Source organism: Clostridioides sp. LIBA-7678 (assembly GCF_056716065.1).
The window spans coordinates 3,970,219-3,993,552 of record NZ_CP196987.1 but is presented as its reverse complement, the minus strand read 5'-3'; the positions used below and the strand labels follow the sequence as shown (position 1 = coordinate 3,993,552).

The window sequence follows — 23,334 nt, the reverse complement described above, 5'->3', positions numbered from 1 at the left end:
GTGATATTATTAGACTTAACTGTTTAAATAAAACTTTTCTTTTTCATGCCTTCAATTTCCAAAATAAGTATGTATATAAATGAATATATAGATGAGGAGGATTTTTTTGATTTTAGATGATAAAGTATTAGAAGGATTAGGTAGTAAAACCTTAGTTGAGCTACGAGAGATAGCGAAAGAATTAAAAATAAAATCAATTACTACATATAAGAAAAATGAGTTAATTGAGATTATAAATTCTAAAAGTAAAAATGAGGAAAAAATAAACGAAGAGATTAAAGAAAAAAATGAAGAGATTAAAGAAGACATAAAAAATAGAAAAGAAAATATAGAGCGTGAGAGTATAGAAAAAGAAGTTGAATATAAGAGCCCTACCAAATCATACAACAAGAAAGAAATAGATACTCAAAATATTTCCCAAAACCAAGAAAACAGAAACCAAAGAAACGATTATAATAAGACAACGAATGTAAATGATTGTAATAAGGCATCAAATATATCTAATAGAATGGTCAGAAATAATAATAAAAACTATTATATGCCTAAACAAGTCGATGAATCTAAAATAGTTGATGAATTTAACACATCAAAAGAAGATGAAGTAGTAGGTGTACTTGAAATTTTGCCAGATGGCTTTGGTTTTTTAAGAGGTTCAAATTATTTATCTACTGAAGGAGATGTTTACGTTTCGCCATCTCAAATAAGAAGATTTAATATGAAAACAGGAGATAAAATTAAAGGGATAACTAGACATCCAAAAAGTGGAGAGAAATTTAGAGCGCTTTTATACGTTCAAAAAATAAATGATGAAAACCCTGATACAGCTATACAAAGAAATGCATTTGAGACATTAACACCAATATTCCCAGAAGAGCGACTTACACTGGAAACTAATAGAAATGAAATAGCTACAAGAATTATAGATTTAATTTCTCCTATAGGAAAAGGACAAAGAGGATTAATAGTAGCACCTCCAAAAGCTGGGAAAACAGTTCTTCTAAAAAGTGTTGCAAATAGCATAGCTAAAAATCATCCAAATGTTGAACTTATAGTACTTCTTATAGATGAAAGACCAGAAGAAGTTACTGACATGAAAGAATCCATTGAAGGAGATGTTATATACTCTACCTTTGACCAAGTATCAAGTCATCATGTTAAAGTTGCAGAGATGGTACTAAATAGAGCTCAAAGATTAGTTGAACATGGGAAAGATGTGGTAATCTTGCTAGATAGTATAACTAGATTAGCAAGAGCATATAACCTTACAATATCTCCTACAGGTAGAACTTTGTCTGGAGGTATTGACCCTGGTGCACTTCATGGACCTAAAAAGTTCTTTGGAGCAGCTAGAAACATTAGACAAGGTGGTTCTTTGACAATACTAGGAACAGCATTAGTCGAAACTGGTTCTAGGATGGACGATGTAATATTTGAGGAATTTAAAGGTACAGGAAATATGGAATTACACCTAGATAGAAAATTAGCTGAAAAAAGAATATTCCCTGCAATAGATATTTACAAATCTGGGACAAGAAGAGATGACTTATTGCTTGATGATGAAGAAAAGACAGCTCTTTGGAGATTAAGAAGAGAAATGAGTAATAATTCAGTAATGGAAATTACAGATAAAGTTATTGAGCTTATCAAAAGAACTAAAGACAATAAAGAGTTTGTAAAATCAATAAAGAATTTGTAAAGTTAGTAATATAAATGTAAATATAGATTATATAAAGTAATGGAAAAATCACTTGAATGGCATAATAAGTTGTGCTATAATAATGTAGTTGATAATGTAAAAAGAAAGTTAATATAATTAATTTTTTTAAATAAAGAGAAGAGGTGACTATAATGCAAAAGGAAATACAACCAAAATACAATCCAGTTGAAGTGCGTTGTGCTTGTGGGAACACATTTGCTGCTGGTTCAACTAAGGACGAAATAAAAGTTGAAATATGTTCAGAGTGCCATCCATTCTATACAGGAAAACAAAAGAACATAGAAAAAGGTGGAAGAATCGACAAATTCAAAAAAAGATTCAAAATGGATTAATTTTTATAAAAATGGAGTTGGAGGAAGCCAACTCCTATTTTATTACAAAAAAACATTCATATTCTACTTTAAATTGTCTTTTTGTATTATAATAATAAATATGTAAAATTGAGTATTCTAAATACAATAAAATGAGGTGAGTGGATGTCAAAACAAGCTGTAGGTGGGCAAGCTGTTATTGAAGGTGTAATGATGCAGTCAAAAGACAAAAGAGCAGTAGCTGTTAGAAAAAGTGACGGAGAAATAGCACTAAAAGAAGATAGAATAAAAAGTTGGGTAAGAGATAAGAATATAGATAAGATACCTTTTGTTAGAGGTTCTTTTGTTATGATAGATACAATGATTCAAGGTATAAAAAGTTTGAATTTTTCTTCAGAGTTTTTTATGGAAGACGCCGAAGAAGATAAATTTGATTTATTTATAAAGAAAATCTTTAAAGATAAAGCGAATGATATCATTATAATATTTTCATTGGTCATAGCAATGCTACTTTCTGCTGGATTATTTATTTTCATACCTACATTAGTAGGAGGAGCTTTTTCTAAAGTAATGCCTAATGACTTTATGCTCAATTTAATAGAAGGTATTATAAGAATAGTTATATTATTTGCATATATAGTACTAATCTCACGAAGCAAGGATATAGAAAGAGTATTTCAATATCATGGTGCAGAACATAAATCTATATATTGCTATGAAAATGATTTAGAACTTACAGTAGAAAACGCTAGAAAATTTAAAAGGTTACATCCTAGATGTGGTACAAATTTTTTATTTATAGTTATGGTTGTATCAATAATATTATTTGCATTTTTTGGTTGGCCAAATCCAATTCTTAGAATATTTATGAGAATCATATGTGTGCCAATAGTAGCAGGTTTATCTTATGAGGTAATCAGGATTCTTGGAAAATATGACAATAGATTCACTAAAATTATTGCATACCCAGGGATGATGTTGCAATATTTTACAACAAAAGAGCCTGATGATGAGCAGCTAGAGGTAGCCTTAGAAGCATTAAAGGCAGTAGTAGATTAAAGAAAAGGATATTTATTATGACGATAAGAGATATAATTATTAAATATTCAGATACATTTAAAGATATAAGCGATACTCCAAGATTAGATACAGAGTTATTATTGCAAAAAGCTTTAGGTGATGTTGACAGGCTGTATATTCACTTAAATCTAAATAAAGAGTTAGCTCAAGAACAAGAAACAAAATTTATAGGCTTTGCACAAGAAAGATTAAATGGGAGACCAATAGCCTATATAGTTGAAAATAGAGAATTTATGGGATTAGATTTTTTTGTTAAGGAAGGTGTATTAATTCCAAGACCAGATACAGAAACATTGGTAGAAGAAATAATCGAAATGTGTAAAGGAAAAAGAGATGTAAGTATACTAGATATAGGTACTGGTTCTGGTGCTATTACAATCAGTTTAGCAAAATATATTGAAAATTCTAAAGTCATGTCTTTTGATGTATCAGAAATAGCTTTAGAAATAGCTAAAAAAAATTCTATTATAAATGGAGTTGATGAAAAGACAGAGTTCATTAATTCTGACTTATTTACAGCAATAAGTGATAGTGATATAAAATTTGATATCATAGTTTCAAATCCACCATATATTAAAAAACAAGATATAGAAACTTTACATACACAAGTAAAGGATTATGAGCCATATAATGCTCTTGAAGGTGGAGATGACGGATTAGATTTCTATAGAAAAATAACAGAGCAAGGTAAGAAATATCTAAATACATGTGGAATATTAGCATACGAAGTTGGTCATAATCAAGCTGAAGATGTTATTAATATTATGAAAAGTAATGGATATAAAAAAATATATACAAAGAAGGATATTCAAGGCATTGATAGAGTTGTTATAGGTTACAATATATGATATAATCAACAATTGATATGTTACATTTAATCGAGGTGAAAGTATGTTAAAAAAATTAGAGGTATTGGAAGATACATATAAAGACTTAAGTGAAAAAATAGGTGACCCTGATATAATAAATGATCAAAAAGTTTGGCAAAAGTATATAAAAGAACACGCTGACTTAGAGCCTATTGTTATGAAATACAGAGAGTATAAAAATGTTTTAGATAGTATAAAAGAATCAAAAGAAATTTTACAAGAAGAGTCAGATGAAGAATTAAGAGAATTAGCTAAAATGGAGTTAGCTGAGATGGAAGAAAAAGTAGAACCTCTAGAGGACGAAATAAAAATATTATTATTACCTAAAGACCCTAATGACGACAAGAACGTTATAGTTGAAATTAGAGGTGGAGCTGGAGGAGATGAAGCAGCTCTATTTGCAGGTGATTTATTTAGAATGTACTCAAGATATGCTGAGAGAAGAAGATGGAAAATAGAATTATTAAGTGCAAGTGATACTGGAGTTGGTGGATATAAAGAAGTATCTTTTATGATAAAAGGTAAAGGAGCATACTCAAGATTAAAGTATGAGTCTGGAGTTCATAGAGTTCAAAGAATACCATCAACTGAATCTGGTGGAAGAATACACACATCAACTTCTACTGTTGCTGTATTACCAGAAGTTGAAGATGTAGAAGTTGAAATAAATCCAAATGATTTAAGAATAGATGTTTTCCGTTCTTCAGGTAATGGAGGGCAAAGTGTCAACACTACTGACTCTGCAGTTAGGGTAACTCATATACCTACAGGTGAAGTAGTATCTTGTCAGGATGGAAAATCACAATTAAAAAATAAAGAGCAAGCTTTAAAAATATTAAAAGCTAGACTTTACGATAAAGCATTGGCAGAACAACACAAAGATATAGCAGCGGAAAGAAAGAGCCAGGTTGGAACAGGAGATAGGTCAGAAAGAATAAGAACATATAATTTCCCTCAAGGTAGAATAAGTGACCATAGAATAAATTTAACTTTATATAAGCTAGATGCGTTCTTAGATGGAGATATAGATGAAATGATAGATGCTTTAATTACTGTTGACCAAACAGAGAAAATGACTGCAATATAAGTAATGTTTTAAAGAAGCTGTTTCTTTCTAGAAATTATTTTCTATTTTGAAACAGCTATTTTGCATTTTAGGTCATGTTATCATATTCTACTGTATATAATTGTTATATACAAGTATAGGAGGGTTATATGATACTAAAAGTAACAATGATTGGGCTTTTGGCAGGTGTTATAGGGACAGGATTAGGAGGAGTAATATCGGCTATTTTTAAAAGAGAGGTTGATAAATATCTAAATTTCTTTATGGGATTATCTGGCGGAATAATGTTAGCTGTAGTGGTATTTGACTTGATGAAAGAATCAATGGACAAAATGGGTATACTCAATACAGTTATATTTACATTTGTTGGGGCTCTCATAACTATGTACATAAAAACAAAATTAGATGTGTCTGGAAGTATGACATCTGGGTATCTTATATTCATAAGTATATTACTACATAATTTACCAGAGGGGTTAGCAATAGGCTCTTCTTTCATGTCAACTGAAAGCTTAGGTATCACTCTTGCTATAGTTATAGGTCTACACAATATACCAGAAGGATTAGCTATGGCATTAGGTTTAGTTTGCAATAAAATGAAACTAGGCAAGGTAATTTTATTTACTTTGATAGCTGGACTACCTATGGGTCTAGGAAGTTTTTTAGGTGCTTATTTCGGAGGGGCATTTACGTCCCTTATAGGTGTATTTCTTGCTACAGCAGGAGGTACAATGATGTATGTTGTATTGGAAGAAATTTTCCCGCATTCAAAAAGTGTGTATTGTATAATTGGTTTTTTGGTAGGTACAATAATTGTAAACTATATATAAAATTAAAATGAAAGCAGGCATACAAAAGATGAAAACTATTATAAGTAGTATTGATATAAATAATATTGATTATGAAGAAATAAAAATACAAGCAAAACTTCTTAGAGAAGGTAAAACAGTTATCTTTCCAACTGAGACAGTATATGGGCTAGGTGCAAATGCATTAGATGAGAATGCAGTAAAAAAGATTTATGAAGCTAAAGGAAGACCTAGTGATAATCCACTAATAGTTCATATATATGAAAAAGAAGAAGTATATGATTTAGCTAAAGATGTAAGTGATAAAGCTAAACTTGTTATAGAAAAGCTTTGGCCAGGACCTATAACAATAATATTAAATAAGAAAGATATAATTCCATATAGAACTAGTGGGGGGCTTGATACAGTTGCAATAAGAATGCCTTCTAATGTTATTGCCAGGGCAATAATAAAAGAAGCTGGCGTACCTATTGCAGCTCCTTCTGCAAACATATCTGGTAGACCATCTCCAACAAAAGCAAAACATGTATATGAAGAAATGAATGGAAGAGTAGATGGAATAGTTTTGGGTGGAGATAGTAACTTTGGATTAGAGTCAACTGTATTAGATTTGACAGAAGAAACTCCAATGATATTGAGACCAGGAAGTATCACTAAAGAAGTTTTGGAAGAACTTCTTGGTGAAGTAAAGCTTGACCCATCATTAAGTAAAAAAGAAGACAATCAAAAAGCTAAAGCTCCTGGAATGAAGTATAAACACTATTCTCCAAATGCAGATGTATATATTATATCTGGAAAAAGAGAAAATGTAGCAACAAAGATTAATGATATGATAAAATCTAATAAAGATAAAGGCCTAAAAACAGGCGTAATGTGTATTAGTAGAAATAGAGAGTTTTATGATGGAGAAGTAATAGATTTAGGAAGCACTCTTGAAGAAGTTGCAAGTAATCTGTTTGATGCTCTTATAGAAATGGATAAAAAGGGTATTGATGTCATATATTCAGAGGAGTTCCCTAAAACTGGCGTTGGACAAGCCATTATGAATAGATTACTTAAGTCAGCAGGATACAAAGTAATAAAGGCTTAAAAGGGAGTTGTAAAATATGAATATACTTATTGTATGTACAGGGAATACTTGTAGAAGCCCTATGGCTGAAGCTATATTAAAGAAGGCAATTGAAGAATCTGGAAGAAATATTGAAGAATATTGTATATCATCAGCAGGTATATCAACAGTAGATGGTATGAATGCTTCTAAACATTCTATAGAAGCAGTAAAAGAATTAGGTATAGACTTATCAAATCATAGAAGTAAGGTAATTACTAAGGAATTAATTGATAACTCAGATATAATACTAACAATGACTAAATCTCATAAAGAAATTTTAGTACAAGCAGTTCCCAAATGCAAAGAAAAAGTGTATACTTTTAAAGGGTTTGTAAATAAGAGTGAGTTAGATATATCTGACCCATTTGGTGGAAATTTAGATACTTATAAAGATACTATGAAAGAAATAATATATTCTGTCAACGAAATAGTAAAAAAAATATGAAGTGGAGGATAAACAAATGAAGATAGGATTAGGTTGTGACCATGGAGGATATAATTTAAAAAAAGAAATAATAAGCTATTTAGAAGGTAAAGGGATAGAATGTGTGGATTATGGAACTAATAATGCTACAGATTCTGTTGATTATCCTGTTTATGGAGAAGTAGTTGCAAATGCAGTTGTGGATAAAGAAGTAGATTATGGAATATTATGTTGTGGTACAGGTATAGGAATATCTTTAGCTGCAAATAAGGTTCCTGGAATAAGATGTGCAGTTGTATCAGATGTATTTTCTGCAAAAATGTCAAAAGCACATAATGATGCAAACATGTTGTCATTAGGTGAAAGAGTTTTAGGAAAAGGTCTAGCACTTGAAATAGTTGAGGCATGGATTAACACAGATTTTGAAGGTGATAGACATGCTAGAAGAGTAAATATGATTAAATCAATAGAAGAAAAACATAATAAATAATAAAAATTACAGTTTTATCAGGAGGAATTATCAAAATGAGTAAAGTGGTAGAGACAAACCATCCATTAATACAACATAAATTAACTTTAATGAGAAACAAAAATACTGGTTCTAAGGATTTTAGAGAACTTTTAACTGAAATTGCAATGTTAATGGGATATGAAATAACAAAAGATATACCATTAAAAGATGTAGAAATAGAAACTCCTATTCAAAAAACATCATCTAAAGTAGTTGCGGGTAAAAAATTAGCAATAATTCCAATCTTAAGAGCAGGTCTTGGGATGGTAGATGGATTAGTAAGTTTAATGCCAGCAGCAAAAGTTGGGCATGTGGGACTATATAGAGACCCAGAAACATTAAAACCAGTTGAATACTATTGTAAACTTCCTCAAGATATAGGAGAAAGAGATATAATAGTAGTTGACCCTATGCTTGCAACAGGAGGGTCTGCTGTAGCAGCCATAGATTTACTTAAATCTAAAGGAGCTAAAAGTATAAAATTAGCTAATTTAGTAGCTGCACCAGAAGGTATAGCAGAAGTACAAAAATATCATGATGATGTTGATATATATGTTGCATCAATTGATGAAAAATTGAATGAACATGGATATATAATTCCTGGTCTTGGTGATGCTGGAGATAGATTATTTGGAACTAAATAAAAATAAATAACCATAAATATTTCTTGGGGCCTTCTTATGTAATATATAATTTTATGTAAGAAGGTTCCTTTTTATATATTTTTCTCAAAATAGTAATTCTTGAATTGATAAATTTCTCGAATTGAGAATAAAAAGTTTTTACCAATTAAAAAAGAATGGCTATTTTACAGGAATCTACAAAATATTAATGTTTTTCAATATGGCATGTTAGTTGCTTACAATTAAATTGATGTGTATTAAATTAGAAATAAAGTATGAAGGATATTATTAGGAGTGATAATACATGAAAAATTGTATAGTGGTAAGAGGAGCAGGAGATTTAGCGACAGCAGTTATTCATAAATTACACAATAGTGGTTTTAAAGTGATTGCTCTAGAAATAGAAGAACCATTAGCCATAAGAAGACAAATTTCTTTTTGTGAAGCTGTTTATGAAAAAAAAGTAATTGTTGAAGGTGTAGAGTGCATACTTTGTAATACTGAAAAAGAAATAGAAGAGACCTTGTCTCAAGATAAGGTAGCATTGATTATAGACCCAAAAGGAGAAATGCTATCAAAGATAAATCCAATTGTTTTGGTTGATGGGATATTAGCTAAGAAAAACTTAGGTACAACTAAAGATATGGCGCCACTTACAATAGCTTTAGGACCTGGATTTTGCGCAGGTGAAGATGTAGACATTGTTATAGAAACAATGAGAGGTCATAACCTAGGAAGAATAATAATTGATGGTAGAGCAGAAAAAAATACTGGAATACCAGGTGCAATAAAAGGTTTCGCTAAAGAGAGGGTAATGCATTCACAACATGCTGGTATAATGGAAAATGTATGTAAAATAGGCGACATAGTTGAAAAAGGAGACTTACTTTGTTATATTAATGATTATGAAAAAAAGCATGAAGTTAGAGCAACAATACCTGGAGTGCTTAGAGGATTATTAAAAGATGGAGCAAAGGTAAATAAAAATTTAAAAATACTAGACATAGACCCTAGAAAAGAAGAAGTTAAGAATGCTTTTACAATATCAGATAAAGCTAGATGCATAGCTGGGGGGGTTTTAGAAGCCATATTAAATAATGGAATCTATCCAAAAAATTAATTTATATTAGATAAGGCTATTAATATTTTGTTAAGATGATATAATAAATTTAATAGATTAAAGAGAGCATATAACGGGTATTTAAAATTTAAATGGTAAAAATGCTCTTTTTTTATTGGACATTCAATTAACATGTGTATATAATATAAAAATAAGTATTTATTTAGCTTGAAATCTAATAAATATATAAGACCAGTACATAAGCAAAGAGGAGAAAAGTAAATTATGAGACCATCATGGGATGAATACTTCATGGAAATTGCAGAAGTAGTGAAAAAGCGTTCAACTTGTATTAGAAGACAAGTAGGTGCTGTCATTGTAAGGGACAAACAAATATTAACAACTGGATATAATGGCTCTCCAAGAAATCTTGAACACTGTGAAAATATTGGATGTAAAAGGCAGGAATTGAATATTCCTTCAGGAGAAAGACATGAATTGTGTAGAGCATTACATGCTGAACAAAATGCCATAATACAAGCAGCTCATAATGGTATTAGTGTAGATGGAGCAACTTTGTATGTTACTACAAGGCCTTGTGTTTTGTGTGCAAAAATGTGCATAAATGCAGGTATATTAAAAATTGTTTATGAAGGTGATTATCCAGATGACATGTCTACAGAATTGCTAAAAGAAGCAGGAATAGAGCTTATAAAATTTTAGTAAATAGCAATGACATGACAATAAAAGCCAAATTATGACAATGGAATGATATGGTTAAAAGAAAGTGTTTGAAAAATCATCAGATTAGTAGTAAGATATATTTTATAATTAAATAAATTTATGATATAGATTAATTAATTGTTATTTATTTTGTAATAATGAGGGATACTATTTATGAGTAAAAGAAATACACATATGGAAATTGCAAAGTTGTTTAGTTTAATAAGCCAAATAGGATTGATGATTGTAATATCAATATTAGGATGTACTTTCTTAGGAAAATTTTTAGATAGTAAATTAAATACTAGTCCAGTTCTGACAATAATATTTTTATTGTTAGGCGTTGGAGGAGCTTTCAGTGGTGTTTATAAAACTCTAATAGTATATACACGAAGGAAGTGATATATTGGATATAAAATTACTTAACCAAGTAAGGTCAGTAACAAAGGGTATAGTAATATTTGATGTAATTTTAATTGTGCTAATGTTGATAACATCAACATTAAGTAAGCCATTATTATTAGGACTTATATTTGGCTCTATAATAGCTATGTTAAATTTTAGATTATTGGCAATATCACTGGAAAAATCAGTGACATTTCCTGCTGGAAAGGCACAAGCTTATGCATCAGCACAATATACCATTAGGTTATTTATAATGGCAGTTGTTCTAATTGCTTCAGCTAAAGTACCACATTTAAATATAATCGGAACAGCATTAGGATTATTGAGTACAAAGTTTGTCATATTATCAAAAAACTTTATAAATAAATTAAAGAGGAAGGAGGCATAAGTATGAGTCAAGCGCATTATTATCTCATAGGAAACTTTAAAATTAGTGAAACAATACTAGTGAGTTGGGGAATAATGGCCTTTTTAGCGATAGCATCTTATTTCTTGACTAGAAACTTAAAAAAAGTTCCAACTAGTAAAATCCAAATATTTTTGGAGTTTGCAATAGGTGGTCTTGCTAAAATGGTTACAAATGTTATGGGTAAAAACACAATAAAAAGAATGCCATATATGATACCATACATAGGAAGTTTGTTTTTATTTTTCGCATGCTCAAATTTAAGCCCATTACTTGGATTAAGATCACCAACAACCGACTTAGATACAACTGCTGCATGGGCAATGATTACATTTTTTATGATTTATTTTGCAGGAGTTAAATTTAAGGGATTATCGTACTTTAAAGAATTGGCTCAACCACTTCCTGTAATGTTACCAATCAATATTATAGGTGAGTTAGCCAGACCAATATCATTAAGTTTCCGTCCATTTGGGAATATTTTAGGTGGAACAATTATAATGGGTCTATTTTATCAACTTTTAGGTTTTGTATCTAGTTTAATACCAGGATTATCAATACCAATTGGACAGATACTAATACCAGTACCATTGCACTTGTATTTTGACTTATTTGCAGGATTGTTACAAGCATATATATTCATAATGTTAACAATGGTGTTTATATCAAGTGCAGGAGAATTAGATTAAGAAATCAACTTATATTAAGATAAAAATAAAATAATTTAAAAAATTAAAGTTTTAAGGAGGAAATAATTATGGAAACAGCAATAGTAGCGGCAGCATCAGCAATAGGTGCAGGAATAGCAGTTGCAACAGGTATAGGTGCAGGAATAGGTCAAGGTGTAGCAGCAGGTAAAGCAGCAGAAGCAGTAGGGAACCAACCAGAAGCTAAAGGTGATATAACTTCAACTTTATTACTAGGTGTTGCTATAGCAGAGTCTTCAGCAATATATGGTTTGGTTGTATCAATAATACTTCTATTCGTAAATCCATTCTTTAAATACTTAGGAATGTAGATTTAGTCCTTAAATATTTTGAGATAGGTTTATAGGTAAATCATCTCAAACTTATAATCATGAGAAGAGTTTTTTCTTCTCGTGATTATAAGTAGTTATGATTTATGGAAAGGAGGATAATTATGGAGAAAGCACTAGTAGGTATAACATGGGAATTTGTGTTCCAAATTGTTAATACTTTTATAATATTTTTACTTCTGAGAAAGCTTTTATTTAAGCCAGTATTAAATATAATTGAATCAAGAGAAAATGATATTAAAAACGATCTGGCAGAAGGCGAAAAAGCAAAAAATGAAGGTTTAGCTCTGAAAAAAGAATATGAGTCAAAAATCAATTTTGCTAAAGATGAAGGTCAAGAAATCATAAAACAAGCAACTATAAGAGCAGAACAGAAATCAGATGATATAGTAAATACTGCAAAGAAAGATGCTCTTGATATAAAAGAGAAAGCAAGTAAAGATGTAGAACAAGAAAGACAAAAGGTTATAAATGAAATTAAGAGTGATATATCTAATATAGCACTACTTGCAGCATCTAAGGTCATTGAAAAAGATTTAGATAAATCTAAACATGAAGAATTGATAGAAAACTTTATAAAAGAGGTAGGGGAAGCTAAATGATAAATGTAATAGCCAACAGATATGCTGAAGCCCTATTTCAATTAGGAGAAGAAGAAAATTCAACTGATTTATTGTTCAAAGAATTAGAAAAAGTAGTAGATATGATGACTAAAGTTAGTAAAGATTTCTACAAAGTTTTAAAATCACCATTAGTTTCAAAATCAGAAAAGAAAAACTTGGTAGAAATTATTTTTAGTAAGGAAGTAAGTTCCAACATAAAAAACTTCTTGAAAGTTTTGATAGACAAAGATAGGATATCATATTTAGAAGATATAGAATTAGCTTATAAAGAGTTATTAAATAAGAAAAACAATGTGATTGCTGGTGTAGCAATAAGTGCTATTCCAATGAGTGAAACAGATATTAAAGAACTTGAAGTTAAACTTTCAAGTAAATACAATAAAAATGTTACTATAGAAAATGTAGTTGACAAGACTATACTAGGGGGAGTTCTAGTTAGACTTGGAAATGAACAGATAGATGGCACTGTAAAAACTCGTCTAGATAAGATGAAAGAAAAGCTATCTGAAGTAATATCTTAAGAATGGCGGTGAACCCATGAACTTAAAACCTGAAGAAATAAGTTCTATAATTAAGCAGCAAATAAAAAATTATGAGAATAAAGTTGAGTTAACAGATACAGGGAGTGTTTTAACAGTTGGGGATGGTATAGCGAGTGTATATGGATTAGAGAAAGCTATGTCTGGTGAGTTACTAGAGTTCCCAGGTGAAATATATGGTATGGCACTTAACTTAGAAGAAGAAGTAGTTGGAGCTGTTATACTTGGTGATGACAGTGAAATAAAAGAAGGCGATATAGTTAAGAGAACTGGAAGAATAGTTGAAGTTCCAGTTGGAGAAGCTTTAATGGGTAGGGTTGTAAATTCTCTAGGTCAACCAATAGATGGAAAAGGACCTATAGCATATACAAAAACTAGACCAGTTGAATCTGAAGCACCTGGTATAATAGATAGAAGGTCTGTTTATGAACCATTACAAACGGGAATCAAATCAATAGATTCAATGATACCAATTGGTAGAGGTCAAAGGGAGTTAATAATAGGTGACAGACAAACTGGTAAAACATCTATAGTTATTGACACTATATTAAATCAAAAAGGAAAAGATGTTATATGTATATATGTAGCAATTGGGCAAAAACGTTCTACTGTAGCTCAATTGGTTAATTCACTAGAAAAAGGTGGAGCTTTAGACTATACAATAGTAGTTTCAGCAACAGCATCTGAATCAGCGCCACTTCAATATATAGCGCCATATGCTGGAGCAGCAATGGGTGAAGAGTTTATGTACAATGGAAAACATGTACTTATAGTATATGATGATTTAAGTAAACAAGCCGTTGCATATAGAGAAATGTCATTATTACTTAGAAGACCACCAGGACGTGAGGCATATCCTGGAGATGTATTCTATTTACATTCAAGATTACTTGAAAGAGCAGCTAAGTTATCAGATGAATTAGGTGGAGGTTCAATGACTGCTTTACCTATAATAGAAACTCAAGCTGGTGACGTTTCTGCGTATATACCAACAAACGTTATATCTATAACAGATGGTCAAATATACTTACAACCAGAATTGTTCTATTCAGGTGTAAGACCAGCAGTTGACCCTGGTATATCAGTATCGAGGGTTGGTGGTTCTGCGCAAATTAAAGCAATGAAAAAAGTTGCAGGTACATTAAAACTTGCATATTCACAATATAGAGAACTTGCAGCATTCTCACAATTTGGTTCTGACTTGGATGAAGATACTAAAAAGAGACTTGCTCAAGGTGAAAGAATAGTTGAGATATTAAAACAAGGTGAGCATCAACCAATAAAAGTTGAAAATCAGGTTATGATAATATACGCTGTTATAAATAATCATCTAGAGGATATTCCAATAGATAATATAGCTAGATTTGAATCAGAATTGTATGCATTTGTAGATAATAATTATCCAGAAATATCAAGAAAAATATTAGGTGGAGATGACTTCACTCATGATTTAACAGATGCAATAAATGAATTTAAAGAAAAGTTTGTTGTTGAAGTATAATCCTTTTTAAAAAAGGAGGTAAATTAATTGGCAGGAGCTGGAATTAAAGCAATCAAAATACGTATGGGAACTGTTGAAAGTACAAAACAAATAACTAAAGCTATGGAACTAGTTGCATCTTCTAAGCTTAGAAAGGCAAAAGAAAAAGCTGAAGATTCAAGAGAATACTTTAATACTTTGTACGATACAGTAAAAGATATTGCCCAAACAACACGTGGAGTTAGAAATGAATTTTTAAAAGAAAGAGAAGTAAAGAATAAGTGCTATATAGTAGTAGCTGGAGACAGAGGTCTTGCTGGTGGATACAATTCCAATGTGTTAAAGGAATCTGTATCTCATATGCAAGGTAAAAAGGAAACAGTTATAACTGTAGGAAAGAAAGCTCATGAATTCTTTTCTAAAAGAGATTACAATATAGTAAAAGATATAAATAGTGTGGAAGCTTGTGGATATGAAGATGCGATAGAAATTTCACAAACTATTATCGACCTGTATAAAAAAGGTGAAGTAGACGAAGTTTATATTTCTTATACAAAATTTAAATCAGCTTTATCACAAGAAGTTGAAATTTTAAAATTGCTTCCATTAGTTTTTGAGAAAGATACAGATGACCATGGAATTGTAATAAAAGAAGAAAAGCAAAGTAAATCAAAAGTACAATATATACCATCAGCAGAGGCAGTTTTAAGTTATATAGTACCTCAATTTATATCAGGTACAGTATATGGTGGAATTTTGGAATCTTTTGCGTCAGAGCAAGGTGCTAGAAGAACTGCGATGGAATCAGCCACAGACAATGCGAATGAAATGCTATCTAATTTAGAGTTAAGTTATAACAGAGCAAGACAGTCAGCTGTAACTCAAGAAATAACAGAGATAGTTGGTGGAGTTGAAGCTCTAAAATAGGGAGGTTAGGAAATGGCAAATGTAGGTAAAGTAGTACAGATTGTAGGAGCTGTACTAGATGTTAAGTTTGATAGTGAACAAAGCCTACCTAACTTATTAAATGCGTTAGTAATAAAGTTAGGAGATAAAGAAATAGTTGCAGAAGTTGCTCAACATATAGGTGATGATACTGTAAGATGTATATCTATGAGTGCGACAGATGGACTTGTAAGAGGTATGGAAGTTGTAGATACAGGTGGACCAATAAGTGTTCCTGTTGGAGACGAGACTTTAGGTAGAATATTTAATGTTCTTGGAAAACCAGTTGATGGAAAACCAGCTCCAAAATCTGCACCTAAATTACCTATACATAGACCAGCACCAGCATATGATGAACTAGAAACTACAGCTGAAATACTTGAAACAGGTATTAAAGTAGTTGACTTACTAGCACCATATCTAAAAGGTGGAAAAATAGGTCTATTTGGAGGAGCAGGAGTAGGAAAAACAGTTTTAATACAAGAACTTATAAACAATATCGCTAAGCAACATGGTGGTATTTCTGTATTCTCAGGAGTAGGAGAAAGAACAAGAGAAGGTAATGACCTTTATGGAGAGATGAGTGAATCTGGAGTTATAAATAAAACTGCTCTAGTATTTGGTCAGATGAATGAGCCACCAGGAGCAAGAATGAGAGTTGCTTTAACTGGACTTACAATGGCAGAGCATTTTAGAGATGAGCAAGGACAAGACGTTTTACTTTTCGTTGATAATATATTCCGTTTTACACAAGCTGGTTCAGAAGTTTCAGCACTTCTAGGACGTATGCCATCAGCTGTTGGTTATCAGCCAACATTAGCTACTGAAATGGGTGCGCTTCAAGAGAGAATAACATCAACTAAAAAAGGTTCAATAACATCTGTTCAAGCAGTATATGTACCAGCGGATGACTTAACTGACCCAGCGCCAGCTACAACATTCTCTCACTTAGATGCAAAAACAGTTTTATCTAGACAAATATCATCATTGGGTATATATCCAGCAGTTGACCCTCTTGAATCTACATCAAGAATTCTTGACCCTAATATAGTAGGAAAAGAACATTATGAAGTAGCTAGAGGTGTACAATCAATACTTCAAAGATATAAAGAACTTCAAGATATAATCGCTATACTTGGTATGGATGAATTATCCGATGAAGATAAGTTAATAGTTGCACGTGCTAGAAAGATACAAAGATTCTTATCTCAATCATTTACAGTTGCTGAGCAATTTACAGGAAATCCAGGTCAATATGTTCCTGTTAAAGAGACTGTAAGAGGATTTAAAGAGATTCTTGAAGGTAAACATGATGACTTACCAGAGTCAGCATTCTTGTTTGTAGGAACAATAGAAGATGCTGTTAAAAAAGCGAAGGGAAGTATGTAGTCATGGCCAGTGAATTTTCATTGAAAGTTGTAACTCCAGATAATACTTTTTATGATGGAGACGTTGAAATGATAGTAGTTAGAACTACAAAAGGAGACAAAGGAGTATTGAAAGGTCATATACCATTTGTTTCAGGTATACCTGTAGGAACTTTAAAGATAAAAAAAGATGGAAGTTTTAAAGAAGCAAAAATAGCAGAAGGATTTGTTAACGTAGCTCAGAATAAAACTGTTATATTAACAGAATCTGCTGAATGGATTTAATAAATTAATTTATAATCTGAAAAGTCATTTTGACCAAAAAAATATTTTGGATAAAATGACTTTTTTGTTTTTTGGTGTTAATAAAATAACAAAAAAATTGTAAATTTTTAGTGACAATAAATTCACAAAAAGTTTAAATTTACTGCAAAATTATGTTGTAATTCAGAATATAAAGAAGGTTTAGCTAGGTTTTATGTAAATGAAAACATCTTCATATAATAAATATATATAAAATTTTTATAAAATTTAAAAAATTTGCTTAGTTGTGTAGTATAATAAATAATATAATAGATTTGTATATAATATTCATTACAAATAATTTTAAAAGTTACAATTTTATTATAATGATTATTAAATTAAGATAAGTAACATAAACTAAATAATAATATGTATTATCAATAGTAAATTTATAAATTCATTATTAATATTTAAAGAAGCATTATAAATTTTCTGGAGGAACAATGAATATATTTGATATTGGTGTAGACATAATTGAAATTGACAGAATAAGAAAAGCTGTAGAAAAAAATAACAGGTTTTTGGAAAAAATATTTACTGATAAAGAAATTGAATATTTTAATTCTAAGAATTTTAAAGCAGAAAGTATAGCAGGTAATTTCGCAGCTAAGGAAGCTATAAGTAAATCTATGGGTACAGGAATTAGAGTATTTAACTTTAAAGACATAGAAGTTCTCAGAAATGAAATGGGAAAACCAATAGTAAAAACTTATAATAATCTCGCAAAAATGTGCATAGATTATAATGTTTTAGAAATAAAAGTTTCAATATCACATTCAAAAGATTATGCTATAGCAAATGCGATAACCATAATTAAGGACTAAGGAGTGATTACATTATGATGGATAAAACAGCAAAAGAAATAATGACAACAGATGTAATAGTAGCAAAACAAGATGATAGTATAGCAGATGTAGCTAATATGCTAATTGCAGAAAAAATAGGAGGTCTGCCAGTTGTAGATTCAGAAAACAGAGTGGTTGGAGTGATTTCTGAAACAGATATTCTTAAAAAAGAAAAATATATAGAAGCACCTCTCTATATAAATCTATTACAAGGATTGATTTTCTTAGATGATTTAAAAAAAGTAGAAAAAGATATAAAACAGGTGGCTGCTTATAAAGTTGGAGAACTTATGTCTAAAGATATAATAAAGGTTCATGAAGATGATAAGTTTGATGATGTAGCTAATGTAATGATTAAAAAATCAATAAACAGAGTTCCTGTGGTAGATGATGACAATAAACTTAAAGGTATAATTTGTAGATATGATATAATAAAAGCTTTATACAATGAATAAACTAGAGTAGGAGGTGTGATGTGAGAAAAAAGTGGACCATAGTATGTATTATGTTTTTGGCACTGGTTATAATTGTAATAGGATGCCAAAAGCGACAGTCCACTAAAGAAGAAGTATACAAAGACTTTCAAAAGCAGATTTCTGATATGAATTCTTACAGTTGTAAAGCTGAAGTAGAAGTATTTGGAAATAAAAGCCCACACAATTATGTTTTAATTCATACTTATAAAAAAACTGATAACTATAAATTAGAAGTAATTTCCCCAAAACATTTAAAAGGGAAGAGTATAGAGTATCAAGGTGATAAAATATTAGTTAAAAATCCAAATATCAGTGATATAGTGGAATTGCCTAATACAGGAAAGAACAATCAATATCTTTTTATAGGAGACTTTATAAAAAACTATCTTCAAAACGAAGAGATGAAAATAAAGTTATCCAAAGGACATTTGGTTCTAGAAACTTTTATTCCTGGGGATAATAAATATTTTAATAAGCAAGTATTATATGTAAATGCTGACACAAAGAACCCTGAAAAAATGGAAGTATTAGATAAAGAAGGCGTGCCGAGATTTACAGTAAAATACAATGATTTTGAATACAGAAACTAAGGGGGACTAAAGAAATGCAAAAAATAACAGTGCCTACATGGGCAGAGATAAATCTAGATAACTTAAGATTTAACTTAAATAATATTAAAAATTTATTAGAAGAAGATATTAAGGTTTGTGGAGTAATAAAAGCTGATGCATATGGACATGGTGCAGTAGAAGTTGCAAAATTGCTAGAAAAAGAAAAAGTAGATTATTTAGCAGTAGCAAGAACTGCTGAAGGAATCGAACTTAGACAAAATGGCATAACACTTCCTATTTTGAACTTAGGATATACTCCAGACGAAGCTTTCGAAGATTCTATAAAAAATAAAATAACTATGACAGTTTATTCTTTAGAAACAGCACAAAAGATAAACGAGGTTGCAAAATCTTTAGGAGAAAAAGCCTGTGTTCACATTAAAATAGACTCAGGAATGACTAGAATAGGTTTCCAACCTAATGAAGAGTCAGTACAGGAAATAATAAAATTAAATAAATTAGAATATATAAATTTAGAAGGTATGTTTACTCATTTCGCTACAGCTGATGAAGTAAGTAAAGAGTACACTTATAAACAAGCTAATAATTATAAATTTATGTCTGATAAGTTGGACGAAGCTGGTGTAAAAATAGCTATAAAACATGTATCAAACAGTGCAGCTATTATGGATTGCCCTGATTTAAGATTAAATATGGTAAGAGCAGGAATAATATTATATGGTCATTATCCATCTGAGGATGTATTTAAAGAAAGATTAGAATTAAGACCAGCAATGAAATTAAAATCAAAAATCGGACATATAAAACAAGTTGAACCAGGTGTAGGAATAAGTTATGGACTAAAGTATACAACTACTGGTAAAGAAACAATCGCTACAGTTCCAATAGGATATGCAGATGGATTTACTAGAATTCAAAGAAATCCAAAGGTTCTTATTAAAGGAGAAGTGTTTGATGTAGTTGGTAGAATTTGTATGGATCAAATAATGGTTAGAATTGACAAAGATATAGACATAAAAGTTGGAGATGAGGTTATACTATTTGGAGAAGGTGAAGTTACAGCTGAGCGTATAGCCCAAGACTTAGGAACTATAAACTATGAAGTGTTATGTATGATATCAAGAAGAGTTGACCGTGTTTATATGGAAAATAATGAGCTTGTACAAATAAACAGTTATTTGCTAAAATAAAACCATGATATTATAATCTGGGAGGCGATTTTGTGTACGATAAAAGTAAAGAAAAAATAGAAGTTACTTTACCAGACTCTCTGATTTCTGAAGTTGATAGTATAGTTCAGATGGAGAACAGTAACAGAGAAGATTTTGCAAAAGCTGCTTTTCAGTTCTATATAACTCAGAAAAAGAGAATTCATATTAAAGAATCTATGAAAACGGGTTATAGAGAAATGGGTCAAATTAATCTGTCATTGGCTGAGTTAGGTATGACAGTTGAAGAAGTATCTTCTGATGATAAAAATGAAGGGAAGATTGCCCAAGGTGAGTACTAATTGTGAAATAAAGCGTGGTGATTTATATTACGCTGATTTAAGTCCAGTTGTTGGCTCAGAGCAGGGAGGCGTTAGACCTGTTCTGATAATACAAAATGATGTAGGTAATAAATATAGTCCTACAGTTATAGTATCAGCTATAACATCTCAGATTAATAAAGCCAAACTACCTACTCATGTAGAGATAAGTTCCAATGAATATGGGCTTAATAAAGACTCAGTAATTCTTTTAGAGCAAATTAGAACTATTGATAAAAAGAGACTGAGGGAGAAAATTGGTTGTCTAGATGAAAATATGATGATAAAAGTAGACGATGGACTTCAAATAAGTCTAGGATTGTTTACTTTTTAAAGAGGGGTTTGTCTTTTATTAGACAATCCCTTTTTTCTTTGGAAATATCTTTTAGTATTTAATTTTGGTAGCGTGTATTAAGAAAATCAAAAATAACGCAAAAAAATAGCATAAAAGTGATATAATAATATGGAATTGATATAAAATTACGAACTCAAGGGAGGTAATTGCATGAGAGACCATAAAGGATTAAATGAGATTGCGCGTATCATAAGAAGAGATATAGTTTCCATGATACATAGAGCCAAATCTGGACATCCAGGAGGGTCATTATCAGTAGTTGAAATACTTACTGCGTTATACTTTGATGAAATGAATGTGGATTATTCAAATCCTAAAATGGAGGATAGAGATAGATTTGTATTATCAAAAGGACATGCTGCACCAGCATTATATGCTACATTGGCTGAAAAAGGCTATTTTGATAAGGAAGAACTTGATGGTCTAAGGAAGATTGGAAGAATGTTACAAGGTCATCCAGATATGAAAGGTACGCCTGGTATAGAGATATCTACAGGTTCTCTAGGGCAAGGTTTTTCAGTTGCGTGTGGTATGGCGATGGCATCAAAACTTGATAATGCACCATGGAACGTATATACTTTACTTGGTGATGGAGAAGTTCAAGAGGGTATTGTTTGGGAAGCTGCTATGAGTGCTGCACACTATAAGCTTGATAATTTAATTGCTTTTTTAGATAATAATGGGCTTCAAATAGACGGAGATACAGAAAGTGTAATGAATTTAGGTTCAATAGTTGATAAATTTAAAGCTTTTGGATGGAATGTAATTGAAATAGATGGTCATGATTTTGACCAAATATTTGCTGCTCTTGACATAGCTAAATCAACAGTTAAAAAACCTACAATGATAATTGCAAAAACTATAAAAGGCAAAGGAATATCTTTTATGGAAAATCAAGCAGGATGGCACGGAACAGCTCCAAGTGATGAAGAGTTAGAAAAAGCCTTGCTTGAACTAGGAGGTGCTGACAATGAGTAAAATGGCGACGAGAGAGGCATATGGTAAAGCATTAGTAAAGCTAGGTCAAATAAATGACAATGTTGTTGTGTTAGATGCAGACTTATCAAAATCTACAAAGACACACGACTTCTATAAATCATTTCCAGATAGATTTTTTAATATGGGTATAGCAGAACAAAACCTAATAGGTGCTGCTTGTGGATTGTCAACTGCTGGCAAAATACCTTTTGCAAGTACTTTTGCTATGTTTGCTACAGGAAGAGCTTTTGAGATTATAAGAAATTCAGTTTGCTATCCAAAACTAAATGTAAAAATTTGTGCTACTCATGCAGGTCTTACTGTTGGAGAAGATGGAGCATCTCATGAAAGTGTAGAGGATATTGCTATAATGAGAGCTATACCAAATATGACAGTTCTTGTTCCAGCTGATGGTGTTGAAACAGAAAAAATGATTTTTGAAGTAGCTAAGTATAATGGTCCTGTTTATGTTAGATTAGGAAGAAGCTCAGTACCAATTTTATTTGATGAAAACTATGAGTTTGAAATAGGAAAAGGTACAGTTTTAAGAGATGGAAATGATGTGTCTATTATAGCTTGTGGAATTATGGTAAATGAGGCTATACTGGCACAAGAAAAGTTGCAAGAAGAAGGTATAAGTGCTAGGGTCATAAATATGTCTACAATAAAACCTATAGATAAGGATTTAATATTAAAAACAGCAAAAGAAACAAATGCTATAGTAACTGTAGAAGAACACAGTGTAATTGGAGGATTAGGTTCTGCTGTAAGTGAAGTAGTTGGAGAGTCTTATCCAACTATAGTAAAAAAAGTTGGAGTTAAAGATTCATTTGGAGAATCTGGTGCTCCAAATGACTTGTTAAAAAAATATGAATTAACTTGTGATGATATAATAAAATCTGTCAAAGAAGCTATTCTTGCAAAAAGAATTTAAGACATATAAATTATTCATATTTGTTAATAATATAATATATTTGAAGGAGAGATATAAAGGTCTGTATTAATTTATATCTCTCTTTTTTATACATGATATCAATATATCAAAAATGTAATAAAATATTCAAATTTTTACAAAAATAGAGAAAATATTCAAATATATATTGACTATTCAGAAAAATATGACTAATATATAGTTTATAGGGAAATTAATTTTATATATAAAAGCTACTTAG

At 30.7% G+C, this 23,334-nt stretch carries 30 protein-coding genes; all 30 read left to right on the top strand.

Annotated elements, in window-relative coordinates; genetic code table 11:
• Positions 1 to 91: 91 nt before the first annotated feature.
• Positions 92 to 1,696 carry a transcription termination factor Rho gene (gene rho / locus ACTG46_RS18435; RefSeq protein ID WP_176702557.1) on the top strand — a complete coding sequence of 535 codons (1,605 nt, stop codon included), beginning with the start codon at positions 92 to 94 and terminating at the stop codon, positions 1,694 to 1,696.
• 152 nt (positions 1,697 to 1,848) lie between these two features.
• Positions 1,849 to 2,049, top strand: a complete 201-nt coding sequence (gene rpmE / locus ACTG46_RS18430) for a 50S ribosomal protein L31 (RefSeq protein WP_021386394.1) — start codon at positions 1,849 to 1,851, stop codon at positions 2,047 to 2,049.
• A 144-nt stretch (positions 2,050 to 2,193) separates the two neighbouring features.
• Positions 2,194 to 3,087, top strand: a complete 894-nt coding sequence (locus tag ACTG46_RS18425) for a DUF1385 domain-containing protein (RefSeq protein WP_479923370.1) — start codon at positions 2,194 to 2,196, stop codon at positions 3,085 to 3,087.
• Between the two features lie 17 nt (positions 3,088 to 3,104).
• Positions 3,105 to 3,956 carry a peptide chain release factor N(5)-glutamine methyltransferase gene (prmC, locus tag ACTG46_RS18420; protein WP_054271924.1) on the top strand — a complete coding sequence of 284 codons (852 nt, stop codon included), beginning with the start codon at positions 3,105 to 3,107 and terminating at the stop codon, positions 3,954 to 3,956.
• Between the two features lie 43 nt (positions 3,957 to 3,999).
• A complete protein-coding gene (gene prfA / locus ACTG46_RS18415; RefSeq protein WP_054271923.1) occupies positions 4,000 to 5,064 on the top strand; it encodes a peptide chain release factor 1 in 1,065 nt (354 codons plus the stop codon).
• A gap of 128 nt (positions 5,065 to 5,192) precedes the next feature.
• On the top strand, positions 5,193 to 5,873 hold the full coding sequence (locus tag ACTG46_RS18410; RefSeq protein ID WP_054277734.1) for a ZIP family metal transporter: 681 nt from the start codon (positions 5,193 to 5,195) through the stop codon (positions 5,871 to 5,873).
• Positions 5,874 to 5,901: 28 nt separating this feature from the next.
• Complete coding sequence (locus ACTG46_RS18405) at positions 5,902 to 6,942, top strand: L-threonylcarbamoyladenylate synthase (RefSeq protein ID WP_479923369.1); 1,041 nt, start codon at positions 5,902 to 5,904, stop codon at positions 6,940 to 6,942.
• Positions 6,943 to 6,958: 16 nt separating this feature from the next.
• Positions 6,959 to 7,408 (top strand): low molecular weight protein arginine phosphatase, encoded by a 450-nt coding sequence (locus tag ACTG46_RS18400; protein ID WP_054277733.1) that lies wholly within the window; start codon positions 6,959 to 6,961, stop codon positions 7,406 to 7,408.
• A 16-nt stretch (positions 7,409 to 7,424) separates the two neighbouring features.
• Entirely contained in the window at positions 7,425 to 7,877 is a 453-nt protein-coding gene (rpiB, locus tag ACTG46_RS18395) for a ribose 5-phosphate isomerase B (protein ID WP_054271919.1), read from the top strand.
• 35 nt (positions 7,878 to 7,912) lie between these two features.
• The gene (gene upp / locus ACTG46_RS18390; protein ID WP_479923368.1) at positions 7,913 to 8,542 is read left to right on the top strand and encodes a uracil phosphoribosyltransferase; all 630 of its coding nucleotides are present in this window, start codon (positions 7,913 to 7,915) and stop codon (positions 8,540 to 8,542) included.
• A 283-nt stretch (positions 8,543 to 8,825) separates the two neighbouring features.
• Positions 8,826 to 9,641, top strand: coding sequence for a selenium-dependent molybdenum cofactor biosynthesis protein YqeB (yqeB, locus tag ACTG46_RS18385; protein WP_479923367.1), 816 nt, complete (start codon positions 8,826 to 8,828; stop codon positions 9,639 to 9,641).
• A gap of 225 nt (positions 9,642 to 9,866) precedes the next feature.
• The gene (locus tag ACTG46_RS18380) at positions 9,867 to 10,304 is read left to right on the top strand and encodes a deoxycytidylate deaminase (protein ID WP_003421374.1); all 438 of its coding nucleotides are present in this window, start codon (positions 9,867 to 9,869) and stop codon (positions 10,302 to 10,304) included.
• A 174-nt stretch (positions 10,305 to 10,478) separates the two neighbouring features.
• Positions 10,479 to 10,706, top strand: coding sequence for an AtpZ/AtpI family protein (locus ACTG46_RS18375; protein WP_021386436.1), 228 nt, complete (start codon positions 10,479 to 10,481; stop codon positions 10,704 to 10,706).
• 4 nt (positions 10,707 to 10,710) lie between these two features.
• Complete coding sequence (locus ACTG46_RS18370; protein ID WP_054271916.1) at positions 10,711 to 11,097, top strand: ATP synthase subunit I; 387 nt, start codon at positions 10,711 to 10,713, stop codon at positions 11,095 to 11,097.
• 2 nt (positions 11,098 to 11,099) lie between these two features.
• Positions 11,100 to 11,804, top strand: a complete 705-nt coding sequence (gene atpB / locus ACTG46_RS18365; protein WP_054271915.1) for a F0F1 ATP synthase subunit A — start codon at positions 11,100 to 11,102, stop codon at positions 11,802 to 11,804.
• 68 nt (positions 11,805 to 11,872) lie between these two features.
• Positions 11,873 to 12,133: an ATP synthase F0 subunit C gene (atpE, locus tag ACTG46_RS18360; protein ID WP_021386434.1), complete on the top strand. Its 261-nt coding sequence runs from the start codon at positions 11,873 to 11,875 to the stop codon at positions 12,131 to 12,133.
• 122 nt (positions 12,134 to 12,255) lie between these two features.
• The gene (atpF, locus tag ACTG46_RS18355) at positions 12,256 to 12,753 is read left to right on the top strand and encodes a F0F1 ATP synthase subunit B (RefSeq protein WP_054271914.1); all 498 of its coding nucleotides are present in this window, start codon (positions 12,256 to 12,258) and stop codon (positions 12,751 to 12,753) included.
• Positions 12,750 to 13,295, top strand: a complete 546-nt coding sequence (locus ACTG46_RS18350) for a F0F1 ATP synthase subunit delta (protein ID WP_479923366.1) — start codon at positions 12,750 to 12,752, stop codon at positions 13,293 to 13,295. Before atpF ends, ACTG46_RS18350 begins: the two co-directional genes overlap by 4 nt.
• Before the next feature lie 16 nt (positions 13,296 to 13,311).
• On the top strand, positions 13,312 to 14,814 hold the full coding sequence (gene atpA, locus ACTG46_RS18345; RefSeq protein ID WP_054271912.1) for a F0F1 ATP synthase subunit alpha: 1,503 nt from the start codon (positions 13,312 to 13,314) through the stop codon (positions 14,812 to 14,814).
• 27 nt (positions 14,815 to 14,841) lie between these two features.
• Positions 14,842 to 15,720, top strand: coding sequence for an ATP synthase F1 subunit gamma (gene atpG / locus ACTG46_RS18340; RefSeq protein WP_054271911.1), 879 nt, complete (start codon positions 14,842 to 14,844; stop codon positions 15,718 to 15,720).
• A gap of 12 nt (positions 15,721 to 15,732) precedes the next feature.
• The gene (gene atpD, locus ACTG46_RS18335; protein ID WP_021386424.1) at positions 15,733 to 17,127 is read left to right on the top strand and encodes a F0F1 ATP synthase subunit beta; all 1,395 of its coding nucleotides are present in this window, start codon (positions 15,733 to 15,735) and stop codon (positions 17,125 to 17,127) included.
• Between the two features lie 2 nt (positions 17,128 to 17,129).
• Positions 17,130 to 17,390: an ATP synthase F1 subunit epsilon gene (gene atpC, locus ACTG46_RS18330; protein ID WP_054271910.1), complete on the top strand. Its 261-nt coding sequence runs from the start codon at positions 17,130 to 17,132 to the stop codon at positions 17,388 to 17,390.
• Between the two features lie 461 nt (positions 17,391 to 17,851).
• On the top strand, positions 17,852 to 18,232 hold the full coding sequence (gene acpS, locus ACTG46_RS18325; RefSeq protein ID WP_054271909.1) for a holo-ACP synthase: 381 nt from the start codon (positions 17,852 to 17,854) through the stop codon (positions 18,230 to 18,232).
• 14 nt (positions 18,233 to 18,246) lie between these two features.
• Complete coding sequence (locus ACTG46_RS18320; RefSeq protein ID WP_021386374.1) at positions 18,247 to 18,708, top strand: CBS domain-containing protein; 462 nt, start codon at positions 18,247 to 18,249, stop codon at positions 18,706 to 18,708.
• A 20-nt stretch (positions 18,709 to 18,728) separates the two neighbouring features.
• Positions 18,729 to 19,319 carry a germination lipoprotein GerS gene (gene gerS, locus ACTG46_RS18315; RefSeq protein WP_054271908.1) on the top strand — a complete coding sequence of 197 codons (591 nt, stop codon included), beginning with the start codon at positions 18,729 to 18,731 and terminating at the stop codon, positions 19,317 to 19,319.
• A 14-nt stretch (positions 19,320 to 19,333) separates the two neighbouring features.
• Complete coding sequence (gene alr, locus ACTG46_RS18310) at positions 19,334 to 20,491, top strand: alanine racemase (protein WP_479923365.1); 1,158 nt, start codon at positions 19,334 to 19,336, stop codon at positions 20,489 to 20,491.
• A 32-nt stretch (positions 20,492 to 20,523) separates the two neighbouring features.
• A complete protein-coding gene (locus ACTG46_RS18305) occupies positions 20,524 to 20,811 on the top strand; it encodes a ribbon-helix-helix protein, CopG family (RefSeq protein WP_054271906.1) in 288 nt (95 codons plus the stop codon).
• Complete coding sequence (locus ACTG46_RS18300) at positions 20,780 to 21,163, top strand: type II toxin-antitoxin system PemK/MazF family toxin (RefSeq protein WP_003421356.1); 384 nt, start codon at positions 20,780 to 20,782, stop codon at positions 21,161 to 21,163. Before ACTG46_RS18305 ends, ACTG46_RS18300 begins: the two co-directional genes overlap by 32 nt.
• Before the next feature lie 171 nt (positions 21,164 to 21,334).
• A complete protein-coding gene (locus tag ACTG46_RS18295; RefSeq protein ID WP_054271905.1) occupies positions 21,335 to 22,162 on the top strand; it encodes a transketolase in 828 nt (275 codons plus the stop codon).
• Complete coding sequence (locus tag ACTG46_RS18290; RefSeq protein ID WP_479923364.1) at positions 22,155 to 23,096, top strand: transketolase family protein; 942 nt, start codon at positions 22,155 to 22,157, stop codon at positions 23,094 to 23,096. Before ACTG46_RS18295 ends, ACTG46_RS18290 begins: the two co-directional genes overlap by 8 nt.
• Positions 23,097 to 23,334: the final 238 nt, after the last annotated feature.